Origin of the sequence: Ideonella margarita (assembly GCF_038066635.1) — a bacterium.
In the GTDB taxonomy this organism is placed as follows: Bacteria; Pseudomonadota; Gammaproteobacteria; order Burkholderiales; family Burkholderiaceae_C; genus Ideonella; species Ideonella margarita.
On sequence record NZ_JBBUTI010000001.1, the window covers coordinates 468,754 to 486,843 of the forward strand.

Here is an 18,090-nt window from a genome sequence, read left to right on the forward strand (position 1 = left end):
ATGGCGGAGGAGTGCAGGTTCAATGGCCGGGCGGGCGTGTCAGGCCGACAGCAACTTGCCTTGGCGCAGCGCCTGGTGCCCGGCCACCTTGGCCACGCGCTGGCCGGCCTGCACGAAGCGGCGGTTGTCCCGGGCGTAAAGCAGGCCGGCGACCGGGCTGCGCAGCACGCTGGTCCTGCCGCTGACCGGGTCGATCAGCTCGGCCACCGGTTGGCCTGCGCGCACCTCATCGCCCAGGCGGGCCACCGGCACCCACACGCCGGCATGCGGCGCCACCACCGGCATCGAGCCGGCCAGCGGGCGGGAGGCGCGTGTGGCATCCGGGGCGGGCGGGTTGGCGCCTGCCTGGTCGATGCGCGTGTCAGCGTCCAGCCGCAGGTGCCCGCGCCAGGCCAGGTAGCGCAGCAGGGCTTCGGCATCGTTGCTGGCCGTGTCGTGCTGCACGTCGGCTTCGCCGCGCAGCTCCACGGTCATCGCCACGCAGGCTTCGGGCAGGGCGTCGGCGTCGGGGTCGCGCTCGGCCAGGGCTTCCGACAGGCGCGACCAGATCATCGAGCAGGCCTCGTCAAACGGCTCATCGCCCGAGCGCGTGGCCAGCAGCGTGAGGGGCGCACCGAGTGCCGCCGCCAGCGGTGCCACCTGCGGCCACAGCGGCGTGGTGGTGTATAGGTGCAACACGGCCTCGTTGTCGCAATGCAGATCGATCAGCGTGTCAGCGTCCACCGCCAGCGTCAGCAGCTGGCGGCGCAGGCTTTGCAGTTCAGTGGTGGCGGGCAGGGCGGCGCAGGCGCTTCGCAGCGCACGCCGCACGGTGGCGATGTTGGCGGCGGCGTCACCGGTGAGCTGCCCTTCCACCTCGTCGGCCACGGCGGCCACCAGATCGGGGTAATGGCGGTTGAAGTTTTCGCCCGAGCCGAGCTCGAAGCGGCCGAACGGTTGCTGCAGCAGCCGCTGCGACAGGCCGACCGGGTTGGCCGCCGGCAGCAGCACGATCTCGCCCAGCACGCGGCCCTGGGTTTCCAGCTGCTGCAGGCGCTGGCGCAGATGATGAGCCACCAGCATGGCCGGCACTTCATCGGCATGCAGCGAGGCCTGCACATAGGCCTTCGGGCCGCTGGCGGCGGTGCCGAAGTGCAGGCTGGTCAGCTCACGGCGGGTGCCCGGGCTGGCAGCGGTCAGGACATGGGTGCGGGTCAGCATGGGTGCTTTCAGGAGCGGGACAACATCGGGGCCAGCCAGCGCTTTTCAGCATGCCGGCACAGCGCGACGAGGGCGCTGCTGAGCAGCACGTACAGCACGGCCGCGGCCACGAAGGCCTCGAAGGGCAGGTAGGTGCGTGCGTTGAGTTCACGGGCCACGCCCGTCACGTCGAGCAGCGTGACGACGCTGGCCAGCGAGGTGCCGTGCAGCATCATCACCACCTCGTTGCCGTAGGCCGGAATGGCGCGCCGCAGCGCCGACGGCAGGATGACGCGGCGCATCAGCGTCAGCTGGCTCATGCCGAGCGCGCGGCCGGCTTCGATCTCGCCGGGGGCCAGGCTGCGGATGGCGCCGTGGAGCATCTCGGTGGTGTAGGCGCAGGTATTCAGCGCGAAGGCCGCGATGGCGCAGAACCAGGCAGAGCCCAGCAGTGGCCACAGGCCGCTCTGGCGCACGGCCTCGAACTGGGCCAGGCCGTAATACAGCAGGAAGAGCTGCACCAGCATCGGCGTGCCGCGCATCACCCAGGTGAACAGCCACACCGGCCGCCAGGCCCAGGGGTTGTGCAGGCTGCGCAGCACGGCCAGCGGCACCGCCAGCAGGGCGCCAGCCAGCAGCGCGGCCAGCAGCAGGCGCAGTGTGGTCCAGGCGCCGCCGAGGTAGAGCAGGCCGTGGTCGATCAGGAAGTTCACAGGGCAGCCTCCCGCACGCCGCTGTCAAGCTGGCGGCGCCATTGGGCAAAGGCCCATTCCGACAGGCTGGTCAGGGCCAGGTACAGGCCGGCGGCCACGCCGTAGAACAGGAAGGGCTCCCGGGTGGCGCCCGCGGCCAGACCGGCGCGGTGCATCAGGTCCGTCAGGCCGATGACCGAGACGATGGCCGTGCTCTTGAGCAGCACCAGCCAGTTGTTCGACAGGGGCGCCAGTGCGTGTCGCAGCATCTGCGGGCCGACCACCCGCATGAAGATCTGCCGCGGCGTCATGCCGACCGACAAGGCCGCCTCACGCTGGCCCGCGGGCACGGCCAGCAGGGCGCCGCGGAAGGTTTCGCTGAGGTAGGCGCCGAAGATGAAGCCGATGGTCAGCACGCCCGCCACGAAGGGGTTCAGGTCGAGCGGCTCGGTGGCGCCGGTGGCGTCCAGCCAGTGGTTGATCAACTGCTGGCCGCCGTAATAGACGAGCAGCATCATCACCAGATCCGGCACGGCGCGGATCAGCGTGGTGTAGCCGCGCGCCACGCCGCGCCAAACCGGCTGCGGCGCCAGGCTGGCCACCGCGCTGGCCATGCCGAGGACCATGGCGATCAGCCAGGAACAGGCCGCCACGCCCAGCGTCCAGGCGGCACCTTCCAGCAGCGAGCTGGCATAGCCATGCAACATCATGTGCTCCGTTTCAGCGGCTGCGTGGCATCAGGGCTGGGTGTCGCCGTAGATGTCGAAATCGAAGTACCGGGCCTGCAGCTGCTTGTAGGTGCCGTTGCCGCGCAGCGCGGCGATGGCCTGGTTGAAGCGCTGCTGCAAGGCGGTGTCGGCCTTGCGCACCGCCACGCCCACGCCTGATCCGAAGTAGGCCGGGTCTACATAAGCCGGGCCGGCGAAGGCGAAGCCCTTGCCTTGCGGCTTCTTCAGGAAGCCGGTGTCGGCGGCGATGGCATCGACCAGCGTGGCGTCGAGCCGGCCAGCCACCAGGTCGAGGTAGATCTCGTCCTGCTTGGCGTAACGCACGATCTCCGAGGCCTTGAACTGGTCGGTGGCATAACGGTCGTTGATGCTGGCGCGCTGCACACCGATCTTGCGGCCCTGCAGGCCCGCCGGGCTGACCGTCAGGTTGGCGCCGCTGCGCACGATCATGCGGTTCGGCGTCTTGTAGTACTTGTCGCTGAAGGCCACCGCCTTCTTGCGCTCGTCGGTGATCGACAGCGAGGCCATGACGGCGTCGAACTTGCGCGCGTTCAGCGCCGGGATCATGCCGTCAAAGTCCTGCTGGACGAGCACGCATTCCACCTGCATCTGGCTGCACAGCGCGCGGGCGAGGTCGATCTCGAAGCCCTTGAGCTGGCCGTCCGGCCCGACTTCCGAGAACGGCGGGTAGGCGCCTTCCACGCCGATGCGCAGCCGGCTTGGTGTGCTCTGGGCCAGGCTGCTGCCGGCCATCAGCAGCAGGGCGAAGGTGGCGACGATGCGGGTGCGGAGAGGGGTCATGCGGGCCTCGACAAGGGTGATGGGGACGGTGTGCGGAAGGAAAGGAAGGAGGCGCAGCTTCAGCGGCGCCACGGGGTGTAGAGCGGCAGGCTGATGCGCACCGGGCGCACATCCAGGCCCAGGTGCGCGACGCTGTAGTCCTCGCCGCCGAGCGCGCCCGAGAACCAGCCGCGGCTTTCCGGCCGCTTGTGCAGCCGGAACTCGAACGCCAGGTCCGGGGCGGGGTCATCGGCGGCAGGCATCACGTCGGCGGCCAGGCCCAGCACCTCGGTGGCGGTGTTGTCGATCAGGTGCGCCATCGCATTGGCGATGGTGTTGTCGCCGAGGATGTCTAGATGGAAGGGCCGATCGTTGAAGTACGGCTTGAAGCTCGGCGCGTTGGCATCGATCACCGGCTCGGCGGCCTTGGTGGCCGAGGGCTGCAGGCTGCGGCGGGTGAGGTCGTAGCGGTCACCGCGGTCGAGGAAGCTCAGCAGCGCGCCTTGCAGCTCCCACACCGGCCCCTGCCGGCCGTGCGTGGCCTCGCGCAGGTCGGCCAGCAGGGCGCCACGCGCGCCGATGACTTCGATCTGGTCGCCGCGCACGATGGCTGCCGAGTTTTCTTCCACCCCCAGGCCGAGCTGGTAACCGCGGGCGGTCATCAGCGGCAGCATCCGGCCGATGCGGCCACGCTTCAGGAAGTGCTGGTCGATGAACAGATCGGGCCCGACAAAGCCCAGGCCACGGTCGGTCTCGCGCCCGTCGGTGAGCTGGCCCTTGAGCACCTTCATCACCGACTGGGCGTCGCGGAACATCAGCCGGCTCATCACCGCGGCGCCAGCGGACGTGCCGGCCACCACGCCGCCGGCATTGAACACCGACCACACGGCATTCAGCAGCGGCGTAGGCTGGCCACCGGGCTGCAGCGTGGCGGTGATGCGCTCTTGCGCGCCACCGGCAAAGAACACGCCTCGGCAGCCCAGCACGGTGGTGATCCAGCGCTCGTCTTGCACGGCCGCGGCCACGTCCACACCGCGCAGACCGGGCGCCACGGCGATGTGCACCGGCTCGGCCCCGTGCCGGCGCAGTGCCTGCATGATCTGGCCGGCACTGCGCTCGGGGTTGCCTGCGGCGGTGGCGAACACGGCGAAGCGCACGCCCGGTCCGCCCGCCAGCTCCACCAGCCGCGCCCAGACCTCGTGGTTGTCATAGCGCAGCGCGCCGCCGATGGGCACGGCAATGCCGGGGCCGCTGCCGTTGCCCGCGACGCCCACGGTGTTGGCAGAAGCCGCCAGCGGCACCAGGGCGGCACCTTGCACGGCCCGTCCGATGAAGCGGCGGCGCGTGGCATTGAAGCCAGGGGCGAGGCGGGCCTCGGTCGTGTGGTCAGTCGGTTGCTTCGGCATCTTGTCGGGGCGGGCGGCAGGTGAGGGTCGGGGCGCCATGTTGGCAGTGACCGGTGCTGCCGCGATGCGGGTTGCACCGCGCTTGGTGCGATCAGGCAAATGCGTGTCGCTTTGCAGCAAGGTGCGCGCTGCAGACGGGGCCGGCGGTGCGCAGGTTTGATGTTTTGCGACAGGGTTTTGACACGCCGTGCTGCGGCCGTGTGCACCCCATAGGCAGTCGGGGGATGCGTTCGTAGAGTCCGCCGCCAAGGCCTTCAAGACCTCAACCCCCCTGTCTGTTCCCGAGGAGTACCGCATGTCCCAGAGCCCACGCCGCGCCGCATTGCGCCCGGCCTTCATCCTTCAACCCGGTGCACTGGCCGCTGCCCTGTTGTGTGCGGCCCTGCCGGCCACGCAGGTGCAGGCGCAGGAAGGTGCGCAGCGCATCGAAGTGACCGGCACCAGCATCAAGCGGCTGGAGGGCGAAGCTGCCTTGCCGGTGCAGATCCTGCGCCGTGAAGACATCGAGAAGGCCGGCGTGACTACCGCCGCCGAACTGCTCAAGACGCTGAGCGCCAACACCGCGCCGCTCAGCGACGGCGCCTCGATCACCGACGGCACCTCGGGGCAGCGCGGCTTCAACGGCGCCAACCTGCGTGGCCTGGGTGTGTCCAGCACGCTGGTGCTGCTGAATGGCCGCCGCCTGGCGAACTTCGCATCGCCCGGCGACAACGCAGGCGTGGACCTGAACAACATCCCGGCCGGCGCCATCCAGCGCGTGGAGGTGTTGAAGGACGGCGCCTCCGCCATCTACGGCACCGATGCCATCGGCGGCGTCATCAACTTCATCACGCGCAAGGATTACCGTGGCGTGGACGTGGGCGTGTCGGCCCTCGGCACCCAGGAAGGCGGCGCGGGCAAGCGCACCGCCACCATCAGCGCCGGCTTCGGCGACCTGATGACCGACCGCTTCAACGTGATGGGCGTGCTGGACGTGCAGCAGCTCGACGCGCTGCGCTCCAGCCAGCGCCAGTTCATCCTCGATCGTCCGCTGGCCAGCACGCTGCCCTCGCTGATGTCGAGCAACCCGTATCCGGCCAACATCCGCATCCGCTCGTCGACGCAGTTTGCTGCGCTGAAGGCGGCGGGCTTGCTGCCGGCCGACGCCGTGTACTCCAGCGGCATCCTGGTGAACCCGAGCGCGCCGGACTGCAACCCGCCATCCAGCGTGAATGCGCCGCAGAGCCGTGGTGGTCTGTACGGCTGCAGCTACGACTACATGCGCGACACCGAGATCTACCCGGCCTCGGACAAGCTCAGCGCGCTGGGCCGTGCCACGCTGCACCTGGCACCTGACCACCAGCTGTTCGCCGAGGTGCTGATCAACCGCAGCGACAGCACCTACCGCCTCAGCCCCAACCCGCAGCGCGTCAGCAGCCTGCCGGTGTCGGTGCTGCCGCAAGCCTGGCGTGATGCGCTCAGCCCCGTCACCAGCACCGTGAACCGTCTGCAGCTGCGCACGGCGGAAGCCGGTGGCCGGACCAACGAGGTGCGCAGTGACGCCACCCGCCTGGTGCTGGGTGCGACCGGCGTGTACGCGGGCTGGGATTACGACGTGGCGCTGATGCGCGCCGAGAACCGTGCGACCGACAAGTACGTCGACGGTTATGTCCTGTACGACAAGCTGGTGGAGGGCCTGCTGGACGGGCGCATCAATGCCTTCGGGCCGTCGGGCGAGGCAGGGCAGTCGTACATCAACAGCATCAAGGTGAATGACGAGGCCCGCAAATCGCGCGGCCTGAGTGAATCGCTGGATGCCAAGATCAGCCGCGGCCTGTTCGCCATGCCGGGCGGTGAAGCGGCGGTGGCCATCGGCGGCGAGTTCCGCCGCGAGACCACGGCGTTCAACCCGTCGGCCCTGCTGCTGACGAACAACATCGCCGGTGACCGCGACTCATCGCTGCTGCCCGGCGAGGTGGACCCGAGCCTGCAGGCCACGCGTGACAGCCGCAAGGTGGCCTCGATGTTCGGCGAGTTCAACGCACCGTTCAGCAAGACGCTGGAAGGCCAGTTCGCGCTGCGCTACGACAAGTACAGCGCAGTGGGTGACACCATCAATCCGAAGGCCGGCCTGCGCTGGCAGCCGAGCAAGGAATGGCTGGTGCGCGCTTCGGCGGGCACGGGCTTCCGCGCGCCGTCCCTGTCAGACCTGAACCGCCCGAAGACCTACGGCAGCGCCTCGAGCTTCCTGACCGACCCGCAGTGCGTGGCCCAGGAAGGCGACATCGACCTGTGCACCGACCAGTGGCGCGTGACCCGCGAAAGCAACCCGAACCTCAAGCCAGAGAAGTCGACGCAATTCTCGCTGGGCACGGTGCTGCAGCCGGCCCCGGGCTGGGTGCTGAGCCTGGACTGGTGGCGCATCGACAAGAAGGACGTCATCAGCACGCTGGGTGAGCAGATCATTGTCGAGAGCCCGGAGAAGTACAACGGCACCTACATCGAGCGCGATGCCGACGGCTTCATCAGCAACATCCGGCTGCGCAAGGAGAACCAGGGCCGACTGAAGACCTCGGGCGTTGATCTGGGCATCGACTGGCGTGGTGACCGCACCGAACTGGGCCGCTTCGGTGTCAGCCTCAACGGCACGCTGGTGCTGGAGTACGAACGGCAGTTCGGCCCGCTCGAGGCCTATCGCAGCAATCTGGGCACCTTCCTGAACGACCAGGTCATCCAGCGCTGGCGCCACCGCGTGTCGGTGGACTGGGATCAGGGTCCGTTCGGCCTGACCCTGTCCAACCAGTTCTCCAGTGGCTACACCGACCAGAACACGGCCTACGACCAGGTGACCAACGCACTGCTGCCGGCCCGCAAGGTCAAGCCGTATTCGCTGTGGGACCTGAGTGGCAGCTGGACGGTGAACAAGCAGCTGAAGGTGCGGGGTGGCATCCAGAACCTGTTCGACACGGCACCGCCGTTCTCGAACCAGGCCTACTATTTCCTGGCCACCTACGACCCGACCTACACCGACCCGCGTGGTCGCACGTTCTACGCCTCTGCGCAGTACAGCTTCCGTTGAGAGGGTGAGCCTCGGGCCCGCCGGTGATGAGCCGGCGGGCTTTTTTCATGGCGCCGTGAGGGTGCCAGTGGAGCGATCAGCGTCGTTGACCGTCGGTCAGCGCAGGCTGGCGCACACCGGGCAATGGGCCTGGCGCGGCAGCTGGATGTCGTCCCAGTGCATTCCGCGGGCGTCCAGCATCTGCAGCCGGCCCGCGAGTGAGCTGCCCACGCCGGTCAGCAGCTTGAGCGCCTCGGCGGCCTGCATCGAGCCGATGATGCCCACCAGCGGCGCGAACACGCCCATCGTTGCGCAGCGCACTTCCTCGAAGGTGCTTTCCGGCGGGAACACGCAGGCGTAGCAGGGCTTGCCGGCATCGCGCGTGTCGTACACCGAGATCTGCCCGTCAAAACCGATGGCCGCGCCCGCCACCAGTGGCTTGTGGTGCTTCACGCAGGCCGCGTTGATGGCGTGGCGCGTCTGGAAGTTGTCGGTGCAGTCGATCACCACATCGGCATCGGCCACAGCCTCGTCCAGCCAGGCGGCGTCGGCCCTTTGCAGCACGCAGCGCACGTCCGCGGCCGGGTTGATGGCGTGGATGGCCTGGCGCGCCGATTCGGCTTTCGACACACCGACGCGGTCGAGTGTGTGGGCGATCTGGCGCTGCAGGTTGGTCACATCCACCGTGTCGTGGTCGACCAGCGTGAGGCGGCCCACACCGGCGGTGCCCAGGTACAGCGACACCGGCGAGCCCAGCCCGCCCGCACCGATCACCAGTGCATGGCTGGCGAGCAGCCGGGCCTGGCCCTTGATGCCGATGTCGTCCAGCAGGATGTGGCGCGAATAGCGCAGCAGCTCGTCGTCGGTCATGAAATGAAGCGGGCCGCTGATGAGGCGGCCCGGTGTGTGCAGGGGGTTGGCGTGGCCAGGCGTTATTGCGTGGTGCCGGCGTCGGCCTTGCGCTCGTTCATGGTCTTGCTGACCATCACCTGCTTGCCCTTCAGGCGGTTCAGCGCCTGGGCCAGCTGGAAGTCCTCGGCGCTGCCGAACTCGGGCAGCGGCTTGATGCTGTCCTTGTCCTTGGCAATCTGCTCCTCGAGCTTCTTGCGGGCTTCCTCGCGGGCCTTCTCGCGGGCTTCGTCCTTCTTCTCGTCGACGTTGCCCAGGTGCTTTTCCAGGTCGGCTTCGCGGGTGCGCAGCGCGGCGAAGACGTTGCCCTCGGCGGTTTCGTCGAGCCAGATGTCGGGCACGATGCCCTTGGCCTGGATCGACTTGCCCGACGGCGTGTAGTAGCGCGCCGTGGTGATCTTCAGCGCGGTGTCCACGGTCAGCGGACGCACGGTCTGCACCGAGCCCTTGCCGAAGGTCTGCGCGCCCATCAGCGTGGCGCGCTTGTGGTCTTGCAGCGCACCGGCGACGATTTCGCTGGCCGAAGCCGAGCCTTCATTCACCAGCACGATCATCGGCACGTTCTTCAGTGCTGCCGGCAGGCGCTTGAGCGGGTCATTGCCGCCGCGGCGCAGGTAGTTGTCGGGGCTGGCGCGGTAGGTGGCCTTGGAATCAGGGATCTGGCCGTTGGTGCTCACCACCACGGCGTCTGCAGGCAGGAACGCGGCGGCCACGGCCACGGCGCCTTCCAGCAGGCCGCCCGGGTCATTGCGCAGGTCCAGCACCAGACCCTTGATGTTCGGGTCCTGCTTGTAGAGCTCTTCGAGCTTGCGCGAGAAGTCGTCGACCGTGCGGTCCTGGAACTGGCTGACGCGGATCCAGGCGTAGCCCGGCTCGACCATCTTGGCCCGCACGCTCTGCACGCGGATTTCTTCGCGGGTGATGGTGACGGGGAAGCTGCGGTTCTCGGCCTTGCGGAAGATCGTCAGGGCGACCTTGGTGTTCGGCTCGCCGCGCATGCGTTTGACGGCCTGGTCCATCGTCAGGCCCTTGACGGCGGTGTCATCGATCTTGGTGATCAGATCGCCGCTCTTCAGGCCGGCGCGGAAGGCCGGGCTGCCTTCGATCGGGGAGACCACCTTGACCAGGCCGTCTTCCATGCCGATCTCGATGCCCACACCGACGAACTTGCCGGTCGTGCCTTCACGGAATTCCTTGAAGGTCTTCTTGTCGAAGTACTGCGAGTGCGGGTCCAGGCCGGCCACCATGCCGCCGATGGCGTCGGTGATGAGCTTCTTCTCGTCCACCGGCTCGACATAGTCGTTCTTGACCATGCCGAAGACCGCCGCGAGCTGCTGCATCTCTTCCAGCGGCAGCGGGCTGTAGGCGCTCCGCGCGATCGCCTGGAACTGGATCGTCGTCAATGCACCTGCCACTGCCCCGAGGGTCAGCAGACCAGCCACTTTAAGTTTGGCACCCATGTGTTTTGCCTCTTGCCGCATCTTGCGCCTGTAACTGATCGGCAGTATAGGGCTGCCACCTGAGGCTGTGATTCGCGCTGACCCGTAAAGTTGCTGCCTTTATCAGGCTATTTTCGTGAGGGGGTGCTCACCTTCAGTCGCTTCGTGCACTTCCCGCGGGAAAGTGACGACGTGATCGACCTGCGGGCGTATGCCGATCCACTCGCCGATCGCGTGGTCATGGTGCGAGGGCACCAGCACCTGGACCTGCTCGCCGGTGGCCAGCCGCAGCGTGTAGAGGAACTCCGAGCCGCGGAATGCCTTGCGCTCGATGCGGGCTTTCACCTGCGCGTCGTCGTCATGGACGATGTCATCGGCGCGCAGCAGCACATCACAGCGGTCGTCGGCGAAGGCGCCGGGCAGCGGGCACTCGTCGTGGTCGGTCAGATCGCCCAGCGGCGTGCGCACGCTCGGGCCGTCGTTGCCGGCCACCACCTGGCCGGGCAGGAACACGCCGTGGCCGATGAAACCGGCCACGAACCGGGTGGCCGGGCGGTGGTACAGCGCATAGGCCTCGTCCCATTGCTGCAGCTGGCCGTTCGACATGACGCCGATCAGGTCGCCAATGGCAAAGGCTTCCAGCTGGTCATGGGTGACAAACAGCGCGGTGGCATTGATCTGCTTGAGGATGGCGCGGACGTCGTGGGCCAGGCGCTCGCGCAGGTCGACGTCGAGGCTTGAGAACGGCTCGTCCAGCAGCAAGAGGCGCGGCTGCCGCGCGAGGGCGCGTGCCAGGGCGATGCGTTGCTGCTGTCCGCCCGAGAGCTGGTGCGGTGCGCGCTTGGCGGTGTGGGCCAGGCCCACCAGCTCCAGCATGTCGGCTACCCGGCGCTGGCGCTCGGTGCGTGGCAGGTGCCGCAGCCCGAAGCCCACGTTGTCAGCCACGCTCAGGTGCGGGAACAGGGCGTAATCCTGAAAGACCATGCCGATGCCGCGATCTTCGGGCGCCACATGCACGCCTTGCAGGCCGCCGCTCAGGGGTTGGCCGGCGAGGGTGATGGTGCCGGCGGCGGTGGGTTCCAGCCCGGCCACGGCGCGCAGCAGCGAGGTTTTTCCGCAGCCCGACGGCCCGATGAGCACGCCGATCTGGCCGGGCGACAAGCTCAGCGAGGCGGCATCAACGGCGGGCCGCTGGCCCGGCGCCGTGCCGTAGGACACGGTCACGCGGTCAAGTTGCAGGAACATCCGACTATGATACTAGCCAAATGAAAATGAGGATTGTTCGTATCTGGATGCGCTGCGCATCGTCGGGAACAGTGGTTGGGGCTGTGGCATGCGGTTCGTGATTCTGCTGCTGGCCGCCTTGCTGGCCCTGCCGGTCATCGGCGTGCTCGGTGCCTGGGTGGCGCTGGACGCCGCTTCCTGGGCGACGCTGCAACACCAGTGGACGACGGTGCTGCCGGCCTATGCCGCCCAGTCGCTCTGGCTGGTGGTGGCGGTGGCCGTGGGCGTGGCGGTGGTGGGCGGTGCCACGGCGGCGGCGGTCACCTTGTTTGAATTCCCGGGGCGGCGCTGGCTGGAATGGGCGCTGTTGCTGCCGCTGGCGCTGCCGGCTTATGTGCTGGCCTATGCCTACACCGACGCGCTGCAGTTCAGCGGCCCGGTGCAGGTGGCCTTGCGCGCCTGGACGGGGGCCGAGGGCGCGCTGTGGCCCGACATTCGCCATGTCTGGGGCGCGGTGTTGTTGTTCACCGTCAGCCTGTACCCGTATGTGTATCTGCTGGTGCGCACCGCGCTGGGTGAACATGCCGCCGCCACGATGGAGGCCGCCCGCCTGCTGGGCGCGCCGATGCGCCGGCGTGTGCTGGAGGTGGCGCTGCCGATGGCGCGCCCCGCCCTGGCGGCCGGCATGGCGCTGGCCCTGATGGAAACGCTGGCTGACTACGGCGTGGGCTCCTACTTCGGCCTGACCACCTTCACCACCGGCATCTACCGGGCCTGGCTGGTGATGGACGACCGCATGGCGGCGGCGCAGCTCGCCAGCCTGCTGCTGGTGCTGGTGGCGGCCTTGCTGTGGGCTGAGCAGCGCGCCCGGCGCCAACTGCGCTTTGCGGCTGCGCGCCCCGGCGCCAGCACCGCGGCGCGGCCGGTGGTGCTGCGCGGCAGTGGTGTGGCGGCGGCCTGGGCCGTGTGCGGCGTGCCGGTGCTGCTGGGCTTCCTGTTGCCGGTGGGATGGCTGCTGCGCCTGCTGTGGCAGGAATGGCGGCTGGGTGATTCACCGGTGTTCGAGCCCGGCTACCTGCAACGGTTCGTTGAATGGTCGTGGTCCAGCTTCCGGTTGGCCGGGCTGGCTGCGGTGCTGGCGCTGCTGTTCGCGCTGGCGCTGGCGCTGGCCTTGCGCCGCAACGAGGGCTGGCTGGCGCGCCCGATTCGCTGGGCAGGGCAGCTGGTGTCGCTGGGCTATGCGGTACCCGGCGCGGTGGTCGCCATCGGCATCTTGCTGTGGACCGGGCTGGTGCAGCAGGTGGCGCCGCAGTGGGCCCTGCCGGCGCTGGTCACGGGCACGCTGGTGGGCGTGGTGTATGCCTACCTGGCGCGGTTTTCCGGCGTGGCGCTGCAATCGGTGCAGGCCGGTTATGCGCGCATCGCGCCGAGCATTGATGAGTCAGCCCGCCTGCTGGGCGCCGGCACCTGGCGCACCTGGCTGACGGTGCACATGCCGCTGCTGGCGCGGTCGTCGATGGCGGCCACGCTGCTGGTGTTTGTCGACACCATGAAAGAGCTGCCCGCCACGCTGGTGCTGCGCCCGTTTGGCAGTGACACCCTGGCCGTGGTGGCCTACCAGTTCGCCCGCGATGAACGCCTGGCTGAGGCCGCGTTGCCATCGCTGGCGATCGTGGCGGTGGGGCTGGTGCCGGTGATCATCCTGTCGCGCACCTTGCGAGCGCGCTGAAACAGCTCGATACCCGCTGATCTGGTGGCCGTCCGTATCATCACGGCCATGATGTCTTGCAGTTTGAATGGCGCCGCGCGTTGGCCGGCCAAGCGGTCGGCGCGAGCCGGTTTTGTCGGGGTGAAGTCCGGCGTCATGGTCGGCCTGCTGGCGCTGTTGAGCGCCTGCGGCGGCGGCGGTGGTGGTGATTCCCCCGCCGCCTCGTCTAGCGGCAGCACCGCCGCAGCCAGCACCACCGGCACCTGCAACCTCGCTGATTTCCAGCAGCAGGTGCTGGACCGTGTGAACGCGCTGCGCGCCACCGGCGGCAGTTGCGGCGCGAGTGGCAACTTTGCGGCCGCCAAGCCCCTGACCTGGAACGGCCTGCTGGCCAAGGCCTCCGACGGCCACGCCGCCGACATGGCCACGCAGAACTACTTTGCCCACACCAGCCTCGACGGCCGCACGCTGGGCACCCGCGTCACGGCAGCTGGCTACAGCTGGCAGCTGGTGGGTGAAAACATCGCTGCCGGTTACTCGAGCGTGGAGAGCGTGATGGCCGGTTGGCGGGCCAGTGATGGCCACTGCGCCAACCTGTTGAACCCGGCCTACACCGAGATTGGCGTGGCCTGCGTGGCGGCACCAAGCGCCAGCCAGTACCGCAATTACTGGGTGATGGACCTGGGCACTGCGCGCTGAAGCAGTGGTGCGGCTGGCAGGAATCGAACCTGCGACCCTCTCCTTAGGAGGGAGATGCTCTATCCACTGAGCTACAGCCGCACGACAGCGCGCATTTTGGCATGCCGCCGGCGGGTTCTCAGTTCCAGCGCCAGGTCCAGATCAGGTCCAGCGCGCTGTCGTCGCCCGACTGCGCACGCAGCGTGAAGCGCTGCGCGGCCCGGTAGATCAGCTGCCAGGTGCCGCTGGTGGCATTCACGCTGCGCTCATAGCCCACATACCAGCGGCGAGAGAGCTGCTTGCCCACGCTGACCACGGTGGCGCGCACATCGCCGTCGGTGGTCTGGCGCAGTGAAAAGTCGGTCAGGCCGATGGCCTTGAGCACGGCGTCCGTCGGCGCTTCACCTTCACCAGCCAGCAAGGCCATGGCGGCACGCTGCAGCAGGGCGGTGTCGGCGCTGCCCAGACCGTCGCTGGCGCGGCCCAGCACCAGCCAGCTCAGCTTGTCGGTGTCGCTCAGGTCGGTGTCGCTGGCCAGCCGCACGCGCGGGTTCAGCGCCGTGCCAGTCACGGCCACGCCCACGCTGATGTCGAGGTTCGGCCGCACCGCGAAGATGTCGAGCCGCGGGTCTTCCACCGGCCCGACGAAGCTCAGCACACCGCGCTCGATTTCCAGCTTCTGGCCATACGCGGCGTAGGTGCCGCGGTCGGTCTGCACATTGCCGTGCACGGCGAGCTTGTTGCCGGGGTTGGTGATCTTCAACTGGCCGCGCAGGCGGGTGTCCAGGCCGCGGCCCTTCACCCGCAATTGCTCGCCCAGATCGAGCGTCACCGCCAGCACCGTGGGCCGCGGGTTGGCGCGGCTGGCGGGCTCGGAGGCCGTGCTGCCCGCCTGCGCCGTGACGATGCTCACGTCGTCGTCCAGGCCCGGCGCATCACCGCGGCTGAAATCGATCAGGCCCTCGTCGACCTTGAGCTGGCCGTCCAGGCGCAGCTGGTCGGCGGTGAGCTTGAGCTGGGCCTGGCCGCTGGTCACCAGGCGGCGGTCGACCCGACCAAGCGTGAGGAACCGGTCAGCCTTGAGGTTCAGCAGCGCGCCGGGTTGCTCGCCGAAGCGGGCGTCGCCGGTGACTTCGAGCTGGCCTTCGCCGCCCTTGAACCGGAAGCGCTCGACGATGGCGTGGGCGCCATTGAGCTGAATGGAGATGTCGCCATCACTGAGCTGCAGGCCGTTCAACACATGCCGTGCACTGATGCGCTCGCCGGTGACCGTGCCGGTGAACTCGGGCGAGCCGAAGCGCCCGCCCAGCTTGGCCGTGCTGCGCACCTCACCGCCCAGGCGCCAGCCCGGCGGCACCCAGGCACCCCAGGCGCCCAGGTTGGCCACACGCAATTGCAGGCTGCCGTCCAGCGGCGCGGCGGCCTCTGGCCACAAGGCATCGGCGCGGGTGCGTACCGTGGCCACGCCGCCAATGGCGCCGAGCGATTTGCCCGCCAGCCCTTGTGTGAAGTGCCAGACGCCATCGTGCGCGCTCAGGCCCAGCCGCAGGTCGGTCAGGCCGAGAGGTTGCGAGCGGCTGCGCGGGTCGAGGTTGTCGTCGGCCACGCTGAGGTCACCGCTGCGCCGCTCGAAGACGATGTCGGCGTCCAGGCGCTGGCCGGTGCGCACCCGCACGCTGCCCGCAAGTGTCAGGTCACCGGCCCAGCCCAGCTCGGGCTGCGCACGCGCCAGCCACGGGGCGAGCGTGAACGCCTCCAGTTCCATCTCGAGGTTCAGCTCCGGCAAGGGCTGGCCTGGCCGGGCGCGCCACTGGGCCTGCTGCCAGCGCAGGCCGGTGCCGGGCAGGGCCAGCCGCCCCGGGTTCAGGCGCATGTCGGTGATCTGGCCGTTCGCGTCCAGGCTCAGGCCCAGGCCGATGTCGCGGGCCTCGGCCCAGGCTTGGCCGGTGCCATCAGCGGCACCGCCACGCAGCTGGGTCAACTGGCCTTGCCAGGTGCCGGCCAGCTGGATCGTCGGGCTGGCGGGCGTCTTGGCTGAGGACGCACTCACAGCCGGGGTAGCCGGTGTCCAGCGCCCTTCCAGCGCGGCCGACAGGCGGCTGCCACTGCCCGTGCTGGTGCCCAGCCATTGCTCGAACCAGGCAGGCGGGCGGGCCGGGCTGTCGAGCTGCGCCGACAGGCGGTGGTTGCGCAGGCTCCCGCTCACCTCCAGCTGGCTGCTGCGCAAGGCCCAGCCGGCACCACTGGCGATGCCGCCCTTCAGGGTCAGCTGCAAGGGCGCATCGGCGGTCAGGCCACCGCGGGCCGACACGGTGGCGTCCTTCAATTCCAGCTGCGGGCTGCGCAGCTCGGCGACCCGGCCGTCCAGCTGCCAGCGGTGTTGCTCAGCCGCGCCCTGGCCGCTGGCGTTCAATTGCAACTGGCCGCTCTGCGGCATCCACGCGGCACTGTGCGGCACCAGGGCCAGCACAGGTGCCAGGCCGGCGATGCGTGGCACCTTGGCGTCCAGCGACCAGCGGGTGTCGGCGGCCAGCGTGGCGCTGGAGTTCCATTGCGCGTCCGCCACGCTCCCGCTGCCTTTCCATTGGGCCGTGCCGTCGCCGGTGCCGGTGAGCTGCAGCTGCGCCTGCACCGGCACCCCGGCCAGCTGGCTGGGGGCGATGGTCAGGTTGATGTTGCCGGCCACCTGGGCCAGGTCGGGCAGGCCGGTGCGCTCCAGTGCCGCCGCGGGCAGGCTGGCCGAGCTCTCCATGCGGGCGTCCAAGCGGTGCGGGCCTTTGCGCCAGGCGCTGCCGGCCTCACCCGGCCACCAGACGGCAGGGTCGAACTGCGACAGATCGCCGGTGAGCTGCCAGCGCCAGCGTTGCGCGTCGCGCTGCACCGTGCCTTGCCAGCGGGTGGACGCGGCACCGGCCCGCGCCGTGAAGTCGGTGAGCTTCAAGCCCTGGCGGTTGCCTTCGGCGTCGATGCGAAGCTGGATGTCGTGCTGGGCTGCGCCCGGGCTGATGAAGGTGCTGCGCCCGTCCAGCTGGCTCTTGACCTTCAGGGTGGGCTCACCCGTGCCGGCACCCGGCAGCAGCTCCAGCGCCACCGGGCCACCGAGCTGCATCGTCGGCGCGCGGCGATCCAGCAAGGCCGGCTGCACCTGCTGCAGCACCAGCGCCAAGCCGGTTGCACTGTCGCGCTGCCATTGGCCCGAGCCCGAGATGCGCCCGGCGGCTTGTCGGCCGTCGTTCAATTCCAGCAGCAGCTCGTCCAGCTGCAGTCGGTTCAGCGGCATCGGCGTGCCGGCCAACCTGGCCTGAAGGCGGCTGATCGGCGCGCGGTGCTGGTCCCAGCTGCCGGGCAAGGCATTGCGCAGGGTGATCACCGCCTTGGCGGGCTGGTTCATGCCGGCAGCCAGCAGGCTGATCTCGCTGTCCAGCCGGGTTTCCGGCGCCCGGGCGTCGAGGCTGGAGAGGTCGAGTGCCGTGGTGCTCAGTTGCAGGTCGCCCAGCGGCCAGGCCTCGAACGGCATCACCGTGGCCTTGGCCTGCAGCGCCGGGGCGGGCTGGCCGGCGCGTGCCGGCTCGCCGCTCAGGTCGGCGGTGGCGTGCCAGTGCAGCAGCGGGCCTTGGCCGGCCAGCTTGGCCTGCCAGGGGCGGTTGGCGGTGTTGCCTTGCAGTCGGGCGTTCAAGGCCAGGGCCATCGGACCCTGGGCGTCAATGCTGGCGCTGCCTTGCAGCTGGTAGCGGTCGGTGCGGGCCTGCAGGCGGTCGATCTGGTGGCGCGTGCCGCCCTCAGCGCCGAGGTGCACCGAGGCGCGCAGGTCTTCGATCAGCGGCAGTGCATCGACCTGCAACCGGTCGACCTGCAATTGCTCGATGCTCAAAATCGCGGGCAAGACCAGGTCGGCGGGGGCGGTGGTGGGGCTGGTGGACGGCACACTTTGCCAAGTTGCTGCCTGCACGTTCAAGGCTTGCAGCTGCAGGCCCGCCCAGGCGCCGGTGTGCGGTCGCCACAGCCAGGCCATGCCGCTCCAGCGCAGGCCGGTGAGTTTCAGGTCACCGGCAGCGCCTTGCCACCGCAGCTCATCAAGCTGCATGCTGCCGCTGCCGAGGGCGCCAGCCAGGCCCTGCGTGCTCAGGCCGGGCACCTGGCCCAGCAGCCAGCGTGTGCCGGCTTCGCTGTGCCAGGCCCAGCCGCCAGCGGCGATGCCGGCTGCCAGCACGCTGCCCGCACCCAAGCCCAGCCACAAGCCAGTGCGGGGGCGGCGGGTGGGCTGCGCAGTGGTGTCGGGGGCGGGCAGGGTGGGGTCGGTCATCAGGAGA

General features: G+C 69.2%; 12 protein-coding genes and 1 tRNA gene. 3 read left to right on the forward strand and 10 right to left on the reverse strand.

Annotated elements, in window-relative coordinates:
* Nucleotides 1-39: 39 nt before the first annotated feature.
* Genes AACH00_RS02240 through AACH00_RS02260 form a run of 5 tightly spaced genes read right to left on the reverse strand, consistent with a single transcriptional unit; the run spans nucleotide 40 to nucleotide 4,824 of the window.
* A complete protein-coding gene (locus AACH00_RS02240) occupies nucleotides 40-1,200 on the reverse strand; it encodes a succinylglutamate desuccinylase/aspartoacylase family protein (RefSeq protein ID WP_341397309.1) in 1,161 nt (386 codons plus the stop codon).
* A gap of 8 nt (nucleotides 1,201-1,208) precedes the next feature.
* The gene (locus AACH00_RS02245) at nucleotides 1,209-1,892 is read right to left on the reverse strand and encodes an ABC transporter permease (protein WP_341397310.1); all 684 of its coding nucleotides are present in this window, start codon (nucleotides 1,890-1,892) and stop codon (nucleotides 1,209-1,211) included.
* Nucleotides 1,889-2,581 carry an ABC transporter permease gene (locus tag AACH00_RS02250; protein WP_341397311.1) on the reverse strand — a complete coding sequence of 231 codons (693 nt, stop codon included), beginning with the start codon at nucleotides 2,579-2,581 and terminating at the stop codon, nucleotides 1,889-1,891. Before AACH00_RS02250 ends, AACH00_RS02245 begins: the two co-directional genes overlap by 4 nt.
* A 27-nt stretch (nucleotides 2,582-2,608) precedes the next feature.
* Nucleotides 2,609-3,400, reverse strand: coding sequence for an ABC transporter substrate-binding protein (locus tag AACH00_RS02255; protein ID WP_341397312.1), 792 nt, complete (start codon nucleotides 3,398-3,400; stop codon nucleotides 2,609-2,611).
* 59 nt (nucleotides 3,401-3,459) lie between these two features.
* On the reverse strand, nucleotides 3,460-4,824 hold the full coding sequence (locus AACH00_RS02260) for a cyanophycinase (RefSeq protein WP_341397313.1): 1,365 nt from the start codon (nucleotides 4,822-4,824) through the stop codon (nucleotides 3,460-3,462).
* Nucleotides 4,825-5,080: 256 nt separating this feature from the next.
* On the opposite strand from AACH00_RS02260, the gene AACH00_RS02265 reads away from it, so the two are divergent.
* Nucleotides 5,081-7,843 (forward strand): TonB-dependent receptor, encoded by a 2,763-nt coding sequence (locus tag AACH00_RS02265; RefSeq protein WP_341397314.1) that lies wholly within the window; start codon nucleotides 5,081-5,083, stop codon nucleotides 7,841-7,843.
* Nucleotides 7,844-7,939: 96 nt separating this feature from the next.
* On the opposite strand, the gene AACH00_RS02270 is transcribed toward AACH00_RS02265, so the two are convergent.
* The 3 genes from AACH00_RS02270 to AACH00_RS02280 form a co-directional block, all read right to left on the reverse strand.
* Nucleotides 7,940-8,692: a HesA/MoeB/ThiF family protein gene (locus AACH00_RS02270; protein ID WP_341397315.1), complete on the reverse strand. Its 753-nt coding sequence runs from the start codon at nucleotides 8,690-8,692 to the stop codon at nucleotides 7,940-7,942.
* Nucleotides 8,693-8,754: 62 nt separating this feature from the next.
* Complete coding sequence (locus AACH00_RS02275; RefSeq protein WP_341397316.1) at nucleotides 8,755-10,191, reverse strand: S41 family peptidase; 1,437 nt, start codon at nucleotides 10,189-10,191, stop codon at nucleotides 8,755-8,757.
* A 102-nt stretch (nucleotides 10,192-10,293) separates the two neighbouring features.
* Nucleotides 10,294-11,415, reverse strand: coding sequence for an ABC transporter ATP-binding protein (locus AACH00_RS02280; RefSeq protein ID WP_341397317.1), 1,122 nt, complete (start codon nucleotides 11,413-11,415; stop codon nucleotides 10,294-10,296).
* 88 nt (nucleotides 11,416-11,503) lie between these two features.
* On the opposite strand from AACH00_RS02280, the gene AACH00_RS02285 reads away from it, so the two are divergent.
* Both AACH00_RS02285 and AACH00_RS02290 read left to right on the forward strand, forming a co-directional pair.
* Nucleotides 11,504-13,123 carry an ABC transporter permease gene (locus AACH00_RS02285; RefSeq protein WP_341397318.1) on the forward strand — a complete coding sequence of 540 codons (1,620 nt, stop codon included), beginning with the start codon at nucleotides 11,504-11,506 and terminating at the stop codon, nucleotides 13,121-13,123.
* A 48-nt stretch (nucleotides 13,124-13,171) separates the two neighbouring features.
* On the forward strand, nucleotides 13,172-13,801 hold the full coding sequence (locus tag AACH00_RS02290) for a CAP domain-containing protein (RefSeq protein WP_341397319.1): 630 nt from the start codon (nucleotides 13,172-13,174) through the stop codon (nucleotides 13,799-13,801).
* A gap of 5 nt (nucleotides 13,802-13,806) precedes the next feature.
* On the opposite strand, the gene AACH00_RS02295 is transcribed toward AACH00_RS02290, so the two are convergent.
* Both AACH00_RS02295 and AACH00_RS02300 read right to left on the reverse strand, forming a co-directional pair.
* Nucleotides 13,807-13,882: transfer RNA gene (locus AACH00_RS02295), tRNA-Arg, on the reverse strand.
* A gap of 37 nt (nucleotides 13,883-13,919) precedes the next feature.
* Nucleotides 13,920-18,083, reverse strand: a complete 4,164-nt coding sequence (locus tag AACH00_RS02300; RefSeq protein ID WP_341397320.1) for a translocation/assembly module TamB domain-containing protein — start codon at nucleotides 18,081-18,083, stop codon at nucleotides 13,920-13,922.
* Nucleotides 18,084-18,090 lie beyond the last annotated feature (7 nt).